The organism is Butyrivibrio sp. VCB2006 (genome assembly GCF_000420945.1).
Lineage (GTDB): Bacteria > Bacillota > Clostridia > Lachnospirales > Lachnospiraceae > Butyrivibrio.
Genome location: NZ_ATVX01000001.1, coordinates 1 through 14,652, shown reverse-complemented (window position 1 = coordinate 14,652; position 14,652 = coordinate 1). Strand labels below are relative to the sequence as shown.

Here is a 14,652-nt window from a genome sequence, read left to right as displayed (position 1 = left end):
GTAGTCAAGGCATTTTTCGTATTTTTATTAAAAAAATATAAACATATCCCATAATTGAAATAACAATATTCATCAATAAATCGACTATTTTTATCATCTTTTGAAAGGATTAGACATGTCTTTTTTACCAGCCGATTATCACCTTCATACACATAATTCCGGAGACAGTGAAGCTCCTATGAAAGATATGGTAGAAAGTGCCATATCCAAAGGCCTTACCGAAATGTGTTTTACTGAACATATGGATCTGGATTTTCCTATCACAGAGCAGGTTCCGGAGGGTCTTTTTACTTTGGATATTCCTCCCTATGAAAAAGATCTCTTTTCATATAGAGAAGAATACAAGGACAGAATTGCCATCAAATATGGCATTGAGCTTGGACTCCAGCCCCAGATTTTAGCAGATAATAAAGCAATCATTCAAAATCATGGTTTTGATTTTGTCATTGGCTCTGTTCACCTTTTAGATCACAAGGATCCTTATTACTATTCAAACTACTGGAGTGCTCAGGACGAAGATTCCGTAATAAGACGCTACTTCGAATCCACCCTTGAAAACATAAAGCTTTTTTCAGACTTTGACGTACTGGGACATTTAGACTACATCGTGCGCTACACTCCTTCCAAGGGTGCTGATTATTCATATTTCAAATACAAGGATATCATCGATGAGATACTCTCTCTTCTTATAGAAATGAAAAAAGGCCTTGACCTTAATACCAAGGCTTTGGTTTCCGGAAATGAAAATCCTAATCCCGGCATAGATATCCTAAAGCGCTACCACGAACTTGGCGGACGCATTATCACCTTCGGCTCGGACGCTCATGTTCCTGATGGCGTAGCTGGATGCTTTGATAAAGCCAAAGATATTGCTCTTAAATGCGGTTTTGACTCTTATTACACCTTCACAAAGCGCGTTCCATGCGCCAATACATTAAACTAAAATTCTAAAAGGTCATGTTTTCGATTCTTCTCATCGAAACATGACCTTCTTTATGTAGTTATCAAAATATAGTATAATAGTTTCGTATATATCCATTCACATTCATATTATAAAGATAGATCTGATCATACCGATTTTGGAGGTTATTTATGACACCCGAAATATACAACAAGAGCAAAAGATCCAATATATACGGTTCAATTTATATCTATAAGATAATATCTCTGGTTGTGGTTGTAATCCTTACAATAACAATGGCTGTAACATTCTTTGTGGAAAAAGCAAAAATGAGAGCATCCGACGATTCATATGCTCCGCCAACTCCGACTGTTTTCTACATAATGGCAGTCTGCATTATCCTGTTCTTAATATCTATCCTGTTAGATTTCTATATTCTGCATAGAACAGTATCTATCGGAAGGCATCTCAATCGCCTTGCTTACATTGATAAGCTCACAGGTATCCCAAACAGATACAGTTGTGACCTCTTATTTGACAGCTTTAATAATACTCAGATGCTTCCCAGTGCAGGTTTCCTTATTTTAAAGATCAATAATCTTGTTACCATCAACAATGACAAGAGCCACAATAACGGTAATTTCCTCATCTCAGAGTTCTCCTCTATCCTTGAGGACGTAAGCCAGGAATACGGATATGCCGGAAGAAATGGCGGTAACGAGTTCGTTGTTATCATGGAAAACTGCGACAGTACCAAGCTTGAGATGTTTCTTATGGACCTGACAAAAAGAATTCGCGGCTACAACGAGATGAATGTGGGCGACCCTCTTGAAGTTGCCTACGCAAGAGCTCTCAATCAGGATGAGCATAAAGAAAAAATCTCCGAGCTGATATCTCTTGGCTACAGAAGACTAAACGAAATGCCTCAGATCCTTTCATAACCTAAACCCATGCACAGTTTCTCACTTTGAGATCAAATAAACCTATGCATAGAAAAATCGAATCAATATCTTTTCAAAAAAGAATATCTCTTTTAACAATAGCGGGTGTCATCGCCCTTTCTCTGTGTGCTTGCGGGAAGCAATCCTCCGATACCCCGGTGGCCGCCACAAAGTCTGCCCCCTCTTCCACTCAACCAGAAGAGGCTACTCAGGAAAGCACCGTCCCAAAAGAAAAAGGAAGCCGTGACAACACCTCTGTTTGTCTTGTGCCAGAAACTCCCGGAACAACAGTTTACGAAAATGAATACGCAGTTCTGGATGCCTCCAATATTACCGAAGGCTATCTGGTAATCAAATATATCGGTTCCTCCGGAAAGGTTAAGCTCCAGATAACAGGCCCAACGGGCACTACCTACACCTACAATCTTACTGTAGGTACTCCCACCTTTGAGGTTTTCCCTCTTCAGTGCGGAAACGGTGAATATCTGGTCAATGTTTTTGAGCAGCTTGAAGGGACCCAGTACACCACTGTTTTTTCTCAAATGCTGGATGTACAGCTGACTAATGAGTTTGGTCCTTTTCTTTATCCGAACCAGTATTGTACCTTTTCCAAAGACAGCAACGCTGTGAAAAAAGCTTCCGACCTGGCGTACCCATGTAACAGCGATCTGGATGTTGTTTCGGAAATATATAACTTCATGATCAAGAATATTAAATACGACTACGAAGAGGCAGAGACCGTACAAAGCGGTTATCTTCCGGATGTAGATGAAGTTCTTTCAACCAAAACAGGAATCTGTCTGGACTACTCAGCCCTTATGTGCTGCATGTTAAGGAGCCAGCGAATCCCAACCAGAATGGAGATTGGATATGCCGGAACTGCCTACCATGCCTGGATCAGTACCTACATTGAAGATATTGGCTGGGTTAACGGAATGATCCAGTTTGACGGAAAAGAGTGGTCTTTAATGGATCCAACCTTTGCTTCCAACACAGAAGAAAAATCTCTCCAGGAATTTATCGGAGACGGCGAAAACTATTCGGTAAAATACATCTACTAATTGTTTGGAAAGGAGAAACAAAGTAGTGAGACTTTCAAATTATGAGATATCAAGTTTTTGCAAACAAATGTCTCTTCTCATCAAGGCAGGAATATCTCCTGCGGAAGGTATAGAAATCCTGCTTCAGGACACCCACGACTCCTCTGCAAGAAAGCTTCTTGAATCCATAAGTCAGGTCCTTCACAGCGGAGAAAAATTCCATATCGCCCTGGAAATGAGTGGCTCTTTTCCCGACTACATGATTCATATGGTGACAATAGGTGAGGAATCCGGAAGTCTTGATACCGTAATGAACTCCCTTGCCGAATACTATGAGCGCGAAGAAAACATAAACTCCAGCATAAAAAGCGCCGTGAGCTACCCACTTATCATGGTCTTTATGATGCTGGTCGTTGTGATAGTTCTGGTAACCAAGGTCCTTCCTATCTTCGAGCAGGTATTTGCTCAGCTGGGAACCAACATGAGCGGCTTCTCTCAGTCACTTCTGGATTTCGGAAACCTACTGAACCGCTATTCAATTGTCCTGGTAGTCCTTTTGGTTATCGTGGCGCTGTTATTTATCTTTTTCTCAAGTACAACAAAGGGAAAAGACCTGTTTAAATCCCTTCTTGGAAAGATGGCCATCACCAAAAAGCTCATGCAGGATCTGGAAAGTGCCAGATTTGCCAGCGGTATGGTCTTGACTTTATCAAGCGGAATGGACACCTATGAAGGTCTCTCTCTTGTAAATAAATTAGTGGAAAGTAACGCCATGAAAGAAAAAATTGAGAACTGCAGAAATCTTTTGATAGATGGGGACAGTTTCCCAGAAGCACTGGAAAAGTCAAATATCTTTTCCTCCTTCTATTCACAGATGGTCTCTGTAGGCTTTAAGTCAGGATCAATGGACAGTGCCATGCAGCAGATTGCAGATCGTTTTGAAAAAGAAACCGAGAGAAAAATCTACTCTCTCATCGGTATATTGGAACCAACTCTGGTAATTGTTCTATCCATTATTGTCGGCATGATTCTTTTATCAGTAATTCTGCCGCTTATGGGAATTATGACAACTATCGGATAACCAAAATCCAAAAAGGGTAACTTGAATGAGTAACAGATTTGAGTCGAAAAACAACCAAGTTTTCAGAATATCTGACAGGGCCTACAGACTGATATCCATTGCCATTTTCCTGTGCATTGCGGTACTGTTCTTCTTTGCCGTTGATGCAACAGGAAAAAGCTCCATCAGTAAGGAGCAGGAGTCCTTGGAGAGTGCTCTGGCGAGGGATATTGTTCAGTGCTACGCCATAGAGGGAAGATATCCCCCGAACCTTGAATACCTTGAGCAGCACTACGGCCTCACCTATGACAAGTCCACTTTTTTCGTAGATTATATGCCTATAGCCGCCAATCTCTATCCGGATGTAACAGTTATTTTGATAAGGAACAACTAATATGAATCCAGCTTCAAATAAGCGTCATGTAATCGATACTGTTTTCGTTATCTGTCTGCTACTTTTGTTTCTTATTTCAGCGCTGACCATTATCGCCATCGGTGCCAGCATTTACAAAAAGAACGTAGCTCAGACCAGTGAAAACTATGCCCAAAGGGTTTCAATTGCATATGTTACAGAGAAGGTCCGCCAGTCAGACCAAGATGGCAAGGTTTTTGTCCAGGAACTGTTCGGTCAAAACGTCCTTGTATTTCAGCAAGAGGTTAAGGGTGATCTCTATAACACCTTTATTTACAGCTATGACGGCTATTTAATGGAACTCTTTGCTAGAGATGATCTTAATAACTTCTACCCCCAGACCGGGCAAAAGATATTAAAAATCCACTCTTTTGATGTAGAAAAAACAAATGATAATCTTCTCAAAGCAACAGTAACCGAGGAAGACGGCTCTGAAGAAGCAGTATTCATTTCCATCCACAGCAACTAAAACCAAGAAAGAAGGCTCTTATGAGTAGCAATGTCCACTCAAAAACAAGTTTATTCCTTATGGAAATCATAATTGCCATATTTTTCTTTTCCCTGGCCAGTGCTATCTGTCTAAGGCTCTTTGTCTCTGCCCACAACCTGTCGGAGCATGACAGAGATCTTAACAACGCGCTTTTATGGTCTCAGAACCTGTCAGAGAGTTTCTACGGATGTAACGGTAACCTTTTGATGATCAAAAACCTCTATCCGGATGCTTTCTTTTCCCAGGGTGATAATGAAACCGACGGAACCATCATTATCTTCTTTGATGACAATTGGGAAGCTATCGACAACTCCCTTTATGACGCCTCTTACGAAGCAATTCTAGCCATAAAAAAAGGTTCTGCAAGCGAAATCTACTCAGACGTAAACAGTTACGACGTCACCTTAAGCGGTAAGGCTATTTCAGGCAGAATTGCAGTTATAAACATAAAAAATCGTGCAGAAGAATACATGTCAATTCCCGATGATGAATCTGACGTTATTTTCAACAACTTCGTAGATGTGTACGTCGGAAAAGAATAATTCCAATATTTTGAGAAAGGCAGATCATGGAAGTAAAAAGACAAAGTGGCATGAATGTGGGTAGTGCCTCATTACTGCTTATATTTACGGTACTGAGCCTCGTTTCATTCGCCACCCTCACACTGGTCAATTCAAAAGCAGACTATAATCTGAGCCAGAATCTGGCAGAAAGACAGATGGCATATTACGCTGCCTGTCATAGTGGAAATGCCTTTATTGCTGCGGTTAATTCAGGCTATGAAGCTCCTTTAGAGGATGGTATAATAAAGAAAAGTATACCAATTACCGACAATCAAACACTTGATATTGCGTTAATGTCAAATATTAGTAACAACTCCGTCAATTCATCAAATATGTACACAATATCCCAGTGGCAAATAGTCAATCATGACACCAATGACTATGATTACACACTTCCCGTGTTCAAATTTGATGACTAAAACTTTAAAACAATTTCCCTAAGACTTTATCAAATTTTAATTTTTTGCATAACGATTTAACGCATATAATTTGAAATCCGTGTTACAATAGATTATGTACATAGCAGATATAAATTAAAAAATCCAAAAAGGAAATTTCATTTATTTTCTTAGCAACTAAAAATACTTATTGGAGGTTCAATATGGGAAAAAGAGTACTCATTACTGATGACGCCGCTTTCATGCGCATGATGCTTAAGGATATCCTCTCCAAGAATGGATATGAGATTGCTGGCGAAGCTGAGAACGGTAAAGTCGCAATCGAAAAGTATAATGAGTTGAAGCCCGACCTTGTTACTCTTGATATCACAATGCCCGAGCTTGATGGTATCGGAGCCTTGAAGGGAATCAAGGCTGCAGATCCTAATGCAGTTTGCATTATGTGCTCTGCTATGGGTCAGCAGGCAATGGTAATTGAATCTATTCAGGCTGGCGCTAAGGACTTCATCGTTAAGCCATTCCAGGCAGATCGTGTTCTTGAAGCGGTTAAAAAAGCTATTGGATAATTATTACCCACGCGTCAAAAAAGGGAAGCCTCTATAAGAGACTTCCCTTAATTTTTTTGTGTGTCACATTGATTCGCCAAGTTCTTTTATTGCACTGTTCATTGCGGAATTTACTTTTGCATTCATGTCGTCTGATAGCTGGATATGCAGCATATCTATCACTCTATTGTCTATTGAATAACCAAGTCTGGTTGCGTGATCTTTAAGTGAATCCTGATGATTAAATTCGTAGCTGCTACGCATGCTCTCATTAAGAGCTCGGGTAGCCATCATGGAATCATAGGCTTCCTCAAACTCTTTTCCAAACTTTTTCTTGGTATCATCGTCTATGGATTGCACCTGAGAAAGAGCTTTCTCAGATGATAACTGATTAAGATATTTATTTGTAATGCTGTTTGCTGAAGCTAAGAATCCAAAATCCATTTACAGATCCTCCTTGGCAACTTTTCTTTTTTTCCACATGATATATCGGTCAGCACATTCCAAACAATTACATGGTAAATCACATTTTAATATTTTTATTCAAAAAGACTAAAATTCAATGGATAGTAATTGGATTATATGCACAAATTTACAAAAAACTGATGCTGATTTTTCGTAATATTTTTCGCATAGTTGTTATATTTACAGGAAACTCTGATATTTGTATGTAAATATTTGATAATTATAGCAAATTGTGCAAATTGTTAAGCAATTATTAAGAAGTTATTACAAAGTATAATTGCTAGAATGATGGTGCTCGAGCACGTAACCTGTGGGCAAATCGGCCAATGTGAAATGTATTTACCGCATTTGTCTGCGTAACAATTATGAAAAAGAAATGGGGATATGGGTATGAAAAAGCAACATATGAAATGTATCATTTCAAAAGTACTAATCATGCTTCTTCTTGTCTGCACAATGGGGGTGTGCAACAAGACCACTGCCAAGGCCGCCAGCTACAATCTCATGGAGACCTACGGCGCCAAATACGGTTATTCCGGCAACTGTGTACACACATATATGCTCAGAAACCAGAATACTGTTAACGCAATCAAAAAAGATTCAAATATTATTACGCTCGGAAACGAGTTTAAGCCTGATTATCTTCTCGGAAGCAGATCAGCTACACTTATATCAGTAGACGAAGCAAAGAGGCTTGGCTACTACATTCCTTCTAATTACAAAGAAAGCTATGTACCAAAGATCAATTTTTCAACAGTTGATGAAGCTATGAAGCTTTGCTACCAGAACGGCCTTAAGATGAGAGGTCATACTCTGGTTTGGCATTCACAGACTCCTACATGGCTCTTTAGACAAAACTACTCATCAAACGGCGGTTTTGTTAGCCAGAGCGTAATGGATGCTCGTCTTGAGTTCTATGTAAAGTCAGTTCTCAACCACGTTTATTCAAGCCAGTATGGAAGCGTTGTTGTATATTGGGACGTTGCAAATGAAATCATGCACGCCAGCAACTCAGGCTGGGAAGCAGTTTACGGAAGCAGCAAGACCAATGCTACTTATGTAAAGAAAGCTTTCAACTATGCCTATGAATGTCTTGAGTACTTCAACCTCACAGATAAGGTTAAGCTCTTTTACAATGACTACAATACCTACATGGTAGTTAATGACGAGATCAAGCTTGTTAATTACATTAACGAAGGCAAAAAGGTTTGTGCCGGAATCGGTATGCAGTCTCACCTTAGCACAAGCTATCCATCAGTTGACTACTATACACAGGCTCTTAACGCATTTATCAAAGCAGGTTTTGAAGTTCAGATCACAGAGCTTGATATCAAGAACAACGGTGATAATGATCTTAACAACTATTGCTACAATCTCTTCAAGAATATCAATACAGCCAAGAAAAACGGTGGAAACATCTCCTGCATCACATGGTGGGGACCATCAGATGCTGAGACATGGCTTACAGGTCAGAAGCCTCTTATCTGGTCAAATATCGGTGTTAACAAGTCTGCTTACGACTACGTAGTTAAGGCTTACACAGATGTATTCGGAAATCCTGGTCAGGGAGGTTCACAGCAGACTCCTACTACTGATCCAACACCTTCAACTACAGTAAATTCCGGTGATACAGCCCGTATCGAAGACGGTTGGTACTATATCAAGAACCCTGTATCTCAGAAATACCTTACTGTAGAGGGCAACAAGTCCAGTGGTTGGAACAGTGTTGTTATCAGCACAGGCACAGGTGTTGACGGCCAGAAGTGGTATGTAACAAACCGAAATGATGGTTACGTCACACTCACAAGTAAGCTTGGAAACATCATGATGGATGTAGCTAACGGTGAAGATGCTGATGGAGCAAATGTTGGAACATATCAGGGCTACGGCGGAAACGCTCAGCAGTTTATAGTTAAGACAACAGGAACAAGCGGCGTTTACACAATCGGAACAAAGTGCTCTAATGCAGCAAGATTCCTTGATGTATACGAGAAAAAGACAAATGACGGCGCTAATGTAGTTCAGTGGACTTACAACGGAAATGCCAATCAGCAGTGGCAGTTTGAGAAGGTTGATAACGGTTCTTCTCAGCAGGAGCCTGTAGTAACACCTGACCCAGAGCCAACTCCTGACCCAGAACCAGAGCCAACTCCTACTACTGAGCCTACACCTGTTACATCCGGAGCCCTTGACCTTGAGTACTCAGTCAACAGCTGGGGTTCAGGATATCAGGTTAGCTATAAGATTTCCAACAACTCCGGAAGCACAGTTGACGGATGGACACTTAAGCTCAACAAGAATCAGGTTAACCTTGATTCAAGCTGGAATGTAAATGTAACAACAACAGGTGACTACTACGTAATTACACCTGTTGACTGGAACAAGACAATTTCAAGCGGAGCAAGCGTAGAATTTGGTTCAATCGGTGTTGGACAGATTGGTGATTCTTTTGAATATGTATTAGAATCAGCCGCCGGAAGTTCAACCGGAAACACAGGTAATACAGGTAATACCGGAAGCGAAACAGGAAATACAGGTGAATCTGAAGGCGGAAACCAGGGCGGATCAACAGGTTCAGAGACAACCAACCCACACTATGATCCTACTGCAACAATTGCTAACTCAATTCCTTCCAAATATACAGAAGTAAGATATGGCGAAGGTTCAGGAACAATTGTAAATATCTCCTACACAGCTCATGATACAGAGGCTAACGGACGTACTTACACCAAGAAAGCAAACGTTTATCTTCCAGCAGGATATAGCGCTGATAAGAAATACAACGTATTATATCTTCTTCATGGTATCGGCGGAAACGAGAACGAATGGGGAATGACCAATAACACATCCCGCGTAAAAGCCATCATGGATAACCTTGCTTACTATGGCGATATTGATTCCTTCATCGTAGTTACACCAAACGGAAAGGCATCAGCTAGTGGTTCAGTTAATTCTTTCTACAACTTCGGAAAAGAGCTCAGAGAAGACCTCATTCCTTATATAGACTCTCACTACAGCACAAATGCTGACAGAGATCACAGAGCTATTGCAGGTCTTTCAATGGGTGGTATGCAGACAATCAATATTGGATTATGCGAATGCACAGACCTGTTTGGATATTTCGGAGCATTCTCTGCAGCACCAACAAGTAATACAGCTCAGACAATCAACTCCAAACTCAGCGGCAACAGCTATCCAATCCACTATTTCTACAATATCTGTGGACTTCAGGATGGAACAGCTTACGCAAGCGCATCTGCAGCAGCCAAGAATCTTCCTTCTGTTTGCAACCAGTTTGTAAACGGACAGAACTTTATGTGGCAGGAGCTTAACGGTGCTCACGATTTCAATATCTGGTACCTTGGTTTCTACAACTTTGCACAGATTGCATTCAGTAAGTAATTGAAATAAGTCATATAAAATAAACGGGAATGCCTGATTACAGGTATTCCCGTTTTTATGATTAATGAATCAATTTTATTTACATACATAAGTTTCACTGTCTTATTTTCAATATCTCATCAAGAATACGATGAGAAGCTTTATCTTTGCTCATAAGTTCAAGTTCGGTCTCAGATTCTTTTGTAATTAGTGTTATAACATTTGTGTCCACACCAAATCCGGCACCGGCAACCTTCAAATTGTTAGCACATATCATATCAAGATTCTTTTTGGAGAGCTTTTTTCTGGAGTTTTTCAGCATATCCTTTGTTTCCATTGAAAATCCGCATAGAATCTGATTTTCTTTTTTATGTTCTCCAAGCCACGCAAGAATATCCTGGGTTCTCTTAAGCTTAATCGACATATCGGAGCCGTCATCAGATTTTTTTATCTTGTCATCTGCTACTGTCTCAGGCGTATAGTCAGCTACAGCTGCTGCCTTAACTATCACGTCCTGCTCTCCTGCTCTTTTTGTCACTTCATCAAACATCTCCTGGGCAGAAGCTATTCTGACAACACTTATATAGGACGGAATTTCAATATCAATGGGGCCAGCTACAAGAGTAACATTAGCGCCTCTACAGGCTGCTGCCTTAGCAATGGCAACTCCCATTTTTCCGGTCGAATGATTCGTAATGTATCTTACAGGATCAATTGCTTCCCTTGTAGGCCCTGCTGTTACAAGTACGCTTAGTCCTTCCATATCCTTGGGGCAGGAAATCTCATGAATTATCGCATCGACAATATTTGCAGGCTCTTCCATTCTACCCTTTCCTATTGTTCCGCAGGCAAGATAGCCATCTCCCGGAGTAACTATAACGTACCCAAGTTCCTGCAAAGTTTTGAGATTTCTCTGGGTTACAGGATTCTCATACATCTTGGTGTTCATTGCCGGTGCAATGATTTTAGGACATGTGCAGGCAAGTGCTGTTGTCGTAAGCATATCGTCTGCAATTCCACAGGCTAGCTTTGCGATACAGTTAGCTGTAGCCGGAGCAATTACCAATACATCTGCCTTGTCTGCAAGAGCTATATGCTCGACTTCCCATGGGTGATTTCTGTCAAAAGTATCTGTAACACATCTATTATGGGTAAGAGCCTCAAATGTAAGTGGTGTAATAAACTGTGTAGCATTCTCTGTCATGATCACATCCACATTGGCATGCTGCTTGATGAGTCTTGATGCCAGATCAGCACTCTTGTAGGCTGCTATTCCACCTGTTACACCCAGTAATATGTTTTTTCCTTCTAACATAGCTCTTTTCTCCTATTGGTAATCATTTGGCATTGGTATTATTGATTTCTTTGGTATTGTTGTTTTCTTTGATATTACTGAATTCTTAATTCCTGTAATGTCATTTTGGGTTCTGATTTGTCTTTGTTATTACCATTTTCTTTTTCTGTAATGTCAAACTTGATTTTAATTTGTCTTTAGTATTACCTGATCATTTTCCTGTAATAACAAAACCAACTCTGATTTATTTATAGTATTACAGGTTTTCTTCTCAGTAATAACAATCTTATTTCATATCTTACTTTGGTATTCATCACACTAATTCATGTTTCCAAAGTATTGTTAATATAAATTTCGTATAGCCCTCTGAGTAATAAATCAGGTTCATAATAAACATCAGCCTTGGTATTAATCCAGGGAATAACCAATTTTCCTAATCCTCCGGTTATCACAACCTTAAGATTAGACATATCTATATCATTGGCAAAAAAATCAACATTTGTAGAATCACCTGAAGTACTAACAGATTCTTTATTCACGCTAATCTGAATGTCACCACTAACCAGCCTATCCGCCAGTTCAGATATCATAAGGCCGCACCCTGCCACAACGCCTGACATCATGTTCGAGGCTGTGTCTGTTCCAAGAAGCGAATCTACGCCGCAAGCCTCTAGCTGAGGCAATTGTGAAGCGCGCTGTGCCTGAGCGTCAAGGGACAACTGAATTCCGGGGCAGATCATGCCGCCAACAAGCTTTCCTTTATATTCTGCATCCGATGAAGCACAATCATCTTCCACATCGATGTATTCGGCTTTAACTAATTTTGTATCTGCCATTCCTGCCACTGTAATGGTAGTGCAAGTCCCAAGATCAACTGTCATAACCGGAGCACCATACATGGCTACAGCTGCAGATAGATCTACGATTCGATCCATTCCAATTGAGCCTGTAGCATAAGAAGAAATATCAATGCCGGTCTTAAGGCCAGAACTCATCAGAAGCGGCTCTTTTCCAGTAATATTCTTAAGGGCAGCCATCATCTGATCAGTAATCTCAGGAACAACAGATGATAAGATTGCTCCATCATAGATATCCTCACAGCATCCAGATATTTGCTTATCTACATGTATATCTACTTGCATATCTACTTGTTTATCTGTCTGTTTATAAATTCCATTATTAGAATTATTTCTAATCAGTTCTTTGAATGCAGAAGTGAGCTCATCCTCAGTGTAGTCTCTCCTAGTTTCAAGCCTTCCGGTAAACTCCAGTGTCTGCCCTTCCCAGATACCTACAACTATATTCGAATTTCCTATATCAACCGTAATTATCTTATTCATTAATATCCTTGCGCACAATAAAACTAATAATATTTCTTATTATCTATAAGCTATGTCACCTGCTTATATAATTTATACTAATAGTCAGTTCAAATATGCAAAAAATCAAGTGTCAATCCAGTATGTAATTGACACTTGATTCAATGTTAAACTCTCCCTCTAGTCAATAACCTCTAAACCGCAGGTCACGCTCTACGAAGAACCTTAGAAAGAACTACTCCAAGAGTTCCGGCAAGAAGGCATCCGATAACAGCCTCTACTGTAGCCTGAACGCCAACCATAGCAATTACAAATGAAAATGCATTAGTTGCATTGTACTTAGCTACAAGTCCCTGTACATAGTCTGTGTTATAGAAGAAAATGCAAAGTGCGCTCATGAAAAATACTGTGTTGAAAAGTGGCATAAGAGCGCCTGTGATGTAGTATGAAGCCTGTTTAAGCTTAGTCTTCTTGAGAGCCTGGAAAATAAAGCTTACTACTGTAGCGTCAAGAAATCTTGCTACTACTGCTGTAAAAAATACGCCGGCTGGGCTGATTGTGAAAAGTGTTGAAAGCATTCCGCTTGCTCCTGTAAGAGCGCCTGCAAAGCTGTTGAAACCAAATACGATACCGCAGATGATTCCTGCTGTAGGTCCAATAAGCATTGCCGCAAGGGCAACCGGAACGGTTACGATAGAAACCTTAAGAAATGGTGTAGGAATAGTACCAAGTACTGTGTTGCCCATAATCAGTACGATTGCGATCATGAGGGCAGTCTCCACCATGTAACGAGTTTTGCTGCTAAGTCCGGCTGACTTCTCTTCAGTCTTGCGGCCAAGCATTGTCATGTTATCCATATTCAATTCTCCTTTGAATAAAAAAGCTACCGTTCAGAACTATTTCTGATACAGTGCACCATAAATATAACAATGCGTTAATTATATGTCAATATATGTGATATCATATTTATAACGTTATTTCGCCAGAAGGAAAAACACATGTCCAAGTCACTAATTAAGCGCTTCTTAATAGTAATATTTATTATCCTTTTTCTTATTGCAATCTACTTCTGCATCGGACAACCCCTGATAGCCTTTGTTAATGACAGGGACTCTTTTCAGTCTTTTATCGAATCAAGAGGAATCCTGGGATGGGTAATGTTCTGTCTTCTGATAGTCGTTCAAACACTTTCAACCTGCATTCCCGGCACTCCTTTCTATCTGGCGGCAGGTCTTCTTCTCGGCGGTTTCAAGGGAGCTCTTATCTGCGATCTTGGAGCAACAATAGGAAATACCATAGCCTTTGTCATTGGAAGACACTTTGGATCAAAGCTACTCTACTTCCTGTTTTCAGAGGAAAAGATCAAGAAAGTTGAAAGCAGAATAAGCACCCAAGAGCCTATGTTGGTCCACATGCTCTTTATGCTGCTCCCACTTCCCAAGGACACTTACGCCTGGGTTGGTTATCATTCCAAAGAAAAAGTGGGAACCTGGATTTTACTTACGTTCATCTGCAGATTCCCACATATATTTATCTATACCTTTGGCGGAGCAATGATTCTTGAAAAGAACTATGCCGTACTTATAGCCGGTGGCTCTTTTGCTGTGCTCGTGTATGTTGTTCTGATGATTTATCTTAGAAAGAACAAATTATCATAATTCATCTGATATATATTCTATATCGAGAAAAACCCCCGGTTATATCTATTGTTTAGCAAAATACGCCACAAGAAAGAATGCCGCTTGCGGCATTCTCGCGCCGAGCGCGGTTGCATTTATGCAACATATTCCTATCGCGCGAGTGCGCATCCTCGCGGAGCGTTTTTTATCTTATAGGAATTCCG

At 40.3% G+C, this 14,652-nt stretch carries 15 protein-coding genes; 11 read left to right on the top strand and 4 right to left on the bottom strand.

The features are described 5' to 3' along the window. Window positions 1-115: 115 nt before the first annotated feature. The 9 genes from G613_RS0100075 (at window position 116) to G613_RS0100035 (ending at window position 6,371) form a co-directional block, all read left to right on the top strand. Window positions 116-943, top strand: coding sequence for a histidinol-phosphatase HisJ family protein (locus G613_RS0100075; RefSeq protein ID WP_029230693.1), 828 nt, complete (start codon window positions 116-118; stop codon window positions 941-943). A 149-nt stretch (window positions 944-1,092) separates the two neighbouring features. Further along, the gene (locus tag G613_RS0100070; protein ID WP_029230692.1) at window positions 1,093-1,842 is read left to right on the top strand and encodes a GGDEF domain-containing protein; all 750 of its coding nucleotides are present in this window, start codon (window positions 1,093-1,095) and stop codon (window positions 1,840-1,842) included. Window positions 1,843-1,886: 44 nt separating this feature from the next. Continuing rightward, a complete protein-coding gene (locus G613_RS0100065) occupies window positions 1,887-2,903 on the top strand; it encodes a transglutaminase-like domain-containing protein (RefSeq protein ID WP_029674314.1) in 1,017 nt (338 codons plus the stop codon). 25 nt (window positions 2,904-2,928) lie between these two features. After that, window positions 2,929-3,963, top strand: a complete 1,035-nt coding sequence (locus tag G613_RS0100060) for a type II secretion system F family protein (RefSeq protein WP_242826112.1) — start codon at window positions 2,929-2,931, stop codon at window positions 3,961-3,963. A 25-nt stretch (window positions 3,964-3,988) separates the two neighbouring features. Then, window positions 3,989-4,336: a hypothetical protein gene (locus G613_RS0100055; protein WP_029230689.1), complete on the top strand. Its 348-nt coding sequence runs from the start codon at window positions 3,989-3,991 to the stop codon at window positions 4,334-4,336. A 1-nt stretch (window position 4,337) separates the two neighbouring features. After that, window positions 4,338-4,823 (top strand): DUF4860 domain-containing protein, encoded by a 486-nt coding sequence (locus tag G613_RS0100050; RefSeq protein WP_029230688.1) that lies wholly within the window; start codon window positions 4,338-4,340, stop codon window positions 4,821-4,823. Between the two features lie 20 nt (window positions 4,824-4,843). Continuing rightward, window positions 4,844-5,386, top strand: coding sequence for a hypothetical protein (locus G613_RS0100045; RefSeq protein WP_029230687.1), 543 nt, complete (start codon window positions 4,844-4,846; stop codon window positions 5,384-5,386). 26 nt (window positions 5,387-5,412) lie between these two features. Continuing rightward, window positions 5,413-5,826 (top strand): hypothetical protein, encoded by a 414-nt coding sequence (locus tag G613_RS18265; RefSeq protein ID WP_029230686.1) that lies wholly within the window; start codon window positions 5,413-5,415, stop codon window positions 5,824-5,826. A gap of 182 nt (window positions 5,827-6,008) precedes the next feature. Next, entirely contained in the window at window positions 6,009-6,371 is a 363-nt protein-coding gene (locus G613_RS0100035) for a response regulator (RefSeq protein ID WP_013281447.1), read from the top strand. A gap of 63 nt (window positions 6,372-6,434) precedes the next feature. Here the strand turns inward: G613_RS0100035 and G613_RS0100030 are convergent, their stop codons facing one another. Next, entirely contained in the window at window positions 6,435-6,794 is a 360-nt protein-coding gene (locus G613_RS0100030) for a hypothetical protein (protein WP_029230685.1), read from the bottom strand. Between the two features lie 411 nt (window positions 6,795-7,205). On the opposite strand from G613_RS0100030, the gene G613_RS18955 reads away from it, so the two are divergent. Then, entirely contained in the window at window positions 7,206-10,217 is a 3,012-nt protein-coding gene (locus G613_RS18955) for an endo-1,4-beta-xylanase (RefSeq protein WP_029230684.1), read from the top strand. A 94-nt stretch (window positions 10,218-10,311) separates the two neighbouring features. Here G613_RS18955 and coaBC read toward each other — a convergent pair whose 3' ends face one another. The 3 genes from coaBC to G613_RS0100010 form a co-directional block, all read right to left on the bottom strand. After that, window positions 10,312-11,511 (bottom strand): bifunctional phosphopantothenoylcysteine decarboxylase/phosphopantothenate--cysteine ligase CoaBC, encoded by a 1,200-nt coding sequence (gene coaBC, locus G613_RS0100020; RefSeq protein WP_029230683.1) that lies wholly within the window; start codon window positions 11,509-11,511, stop codon window positions 10,312-10,314. A 302-nt stretch (window positions 11,512-11,813) separates the two neighbouring features. Beyond that, window positions 11,814-12,830 carry a type III pantothenate kinase gene (locus G613_RS0100015; RefSeq protein WP_029230682.1) on the bottom strand — a complete coding sequence of 339 codons (1,017 nt, stop codon included), beginning with the start codon at window positions 12,828-12,830 and terminating at the stop codon, window positions 11,814-11,816. Between the two features lie 185 nt (window positions 12,831-13,015). After that, window positions 13,016-13,666, bottom strand: a complete 651-nt coding sequence (locus G613_RS0100010) for an ECF transporter S component (RefSeq protein ID WP_029230681.1) — start codon at window positions 13,664-13,666, stop codon at window positions 13,016-13,018. Between the two features lie 141 nt (window positions 13,667-13,807). On the opposite strand from G613_RS0100010, the gene G613_RS0100005 reads away from it, so the two are divergent. Continuing rightward, window positions 13,808-14,467, top strand: a complete 660-nt coding sequence (locus tag G613_RS0100005; protein ID WP_029230680.1) for a TVP38/TMEM64 family protein — start codon at window positions 13,808-13,810, stop codon at window positions 14,465-14,467. Window positions 14,468-14,652 lie beyond the last annotated feature (185 nt).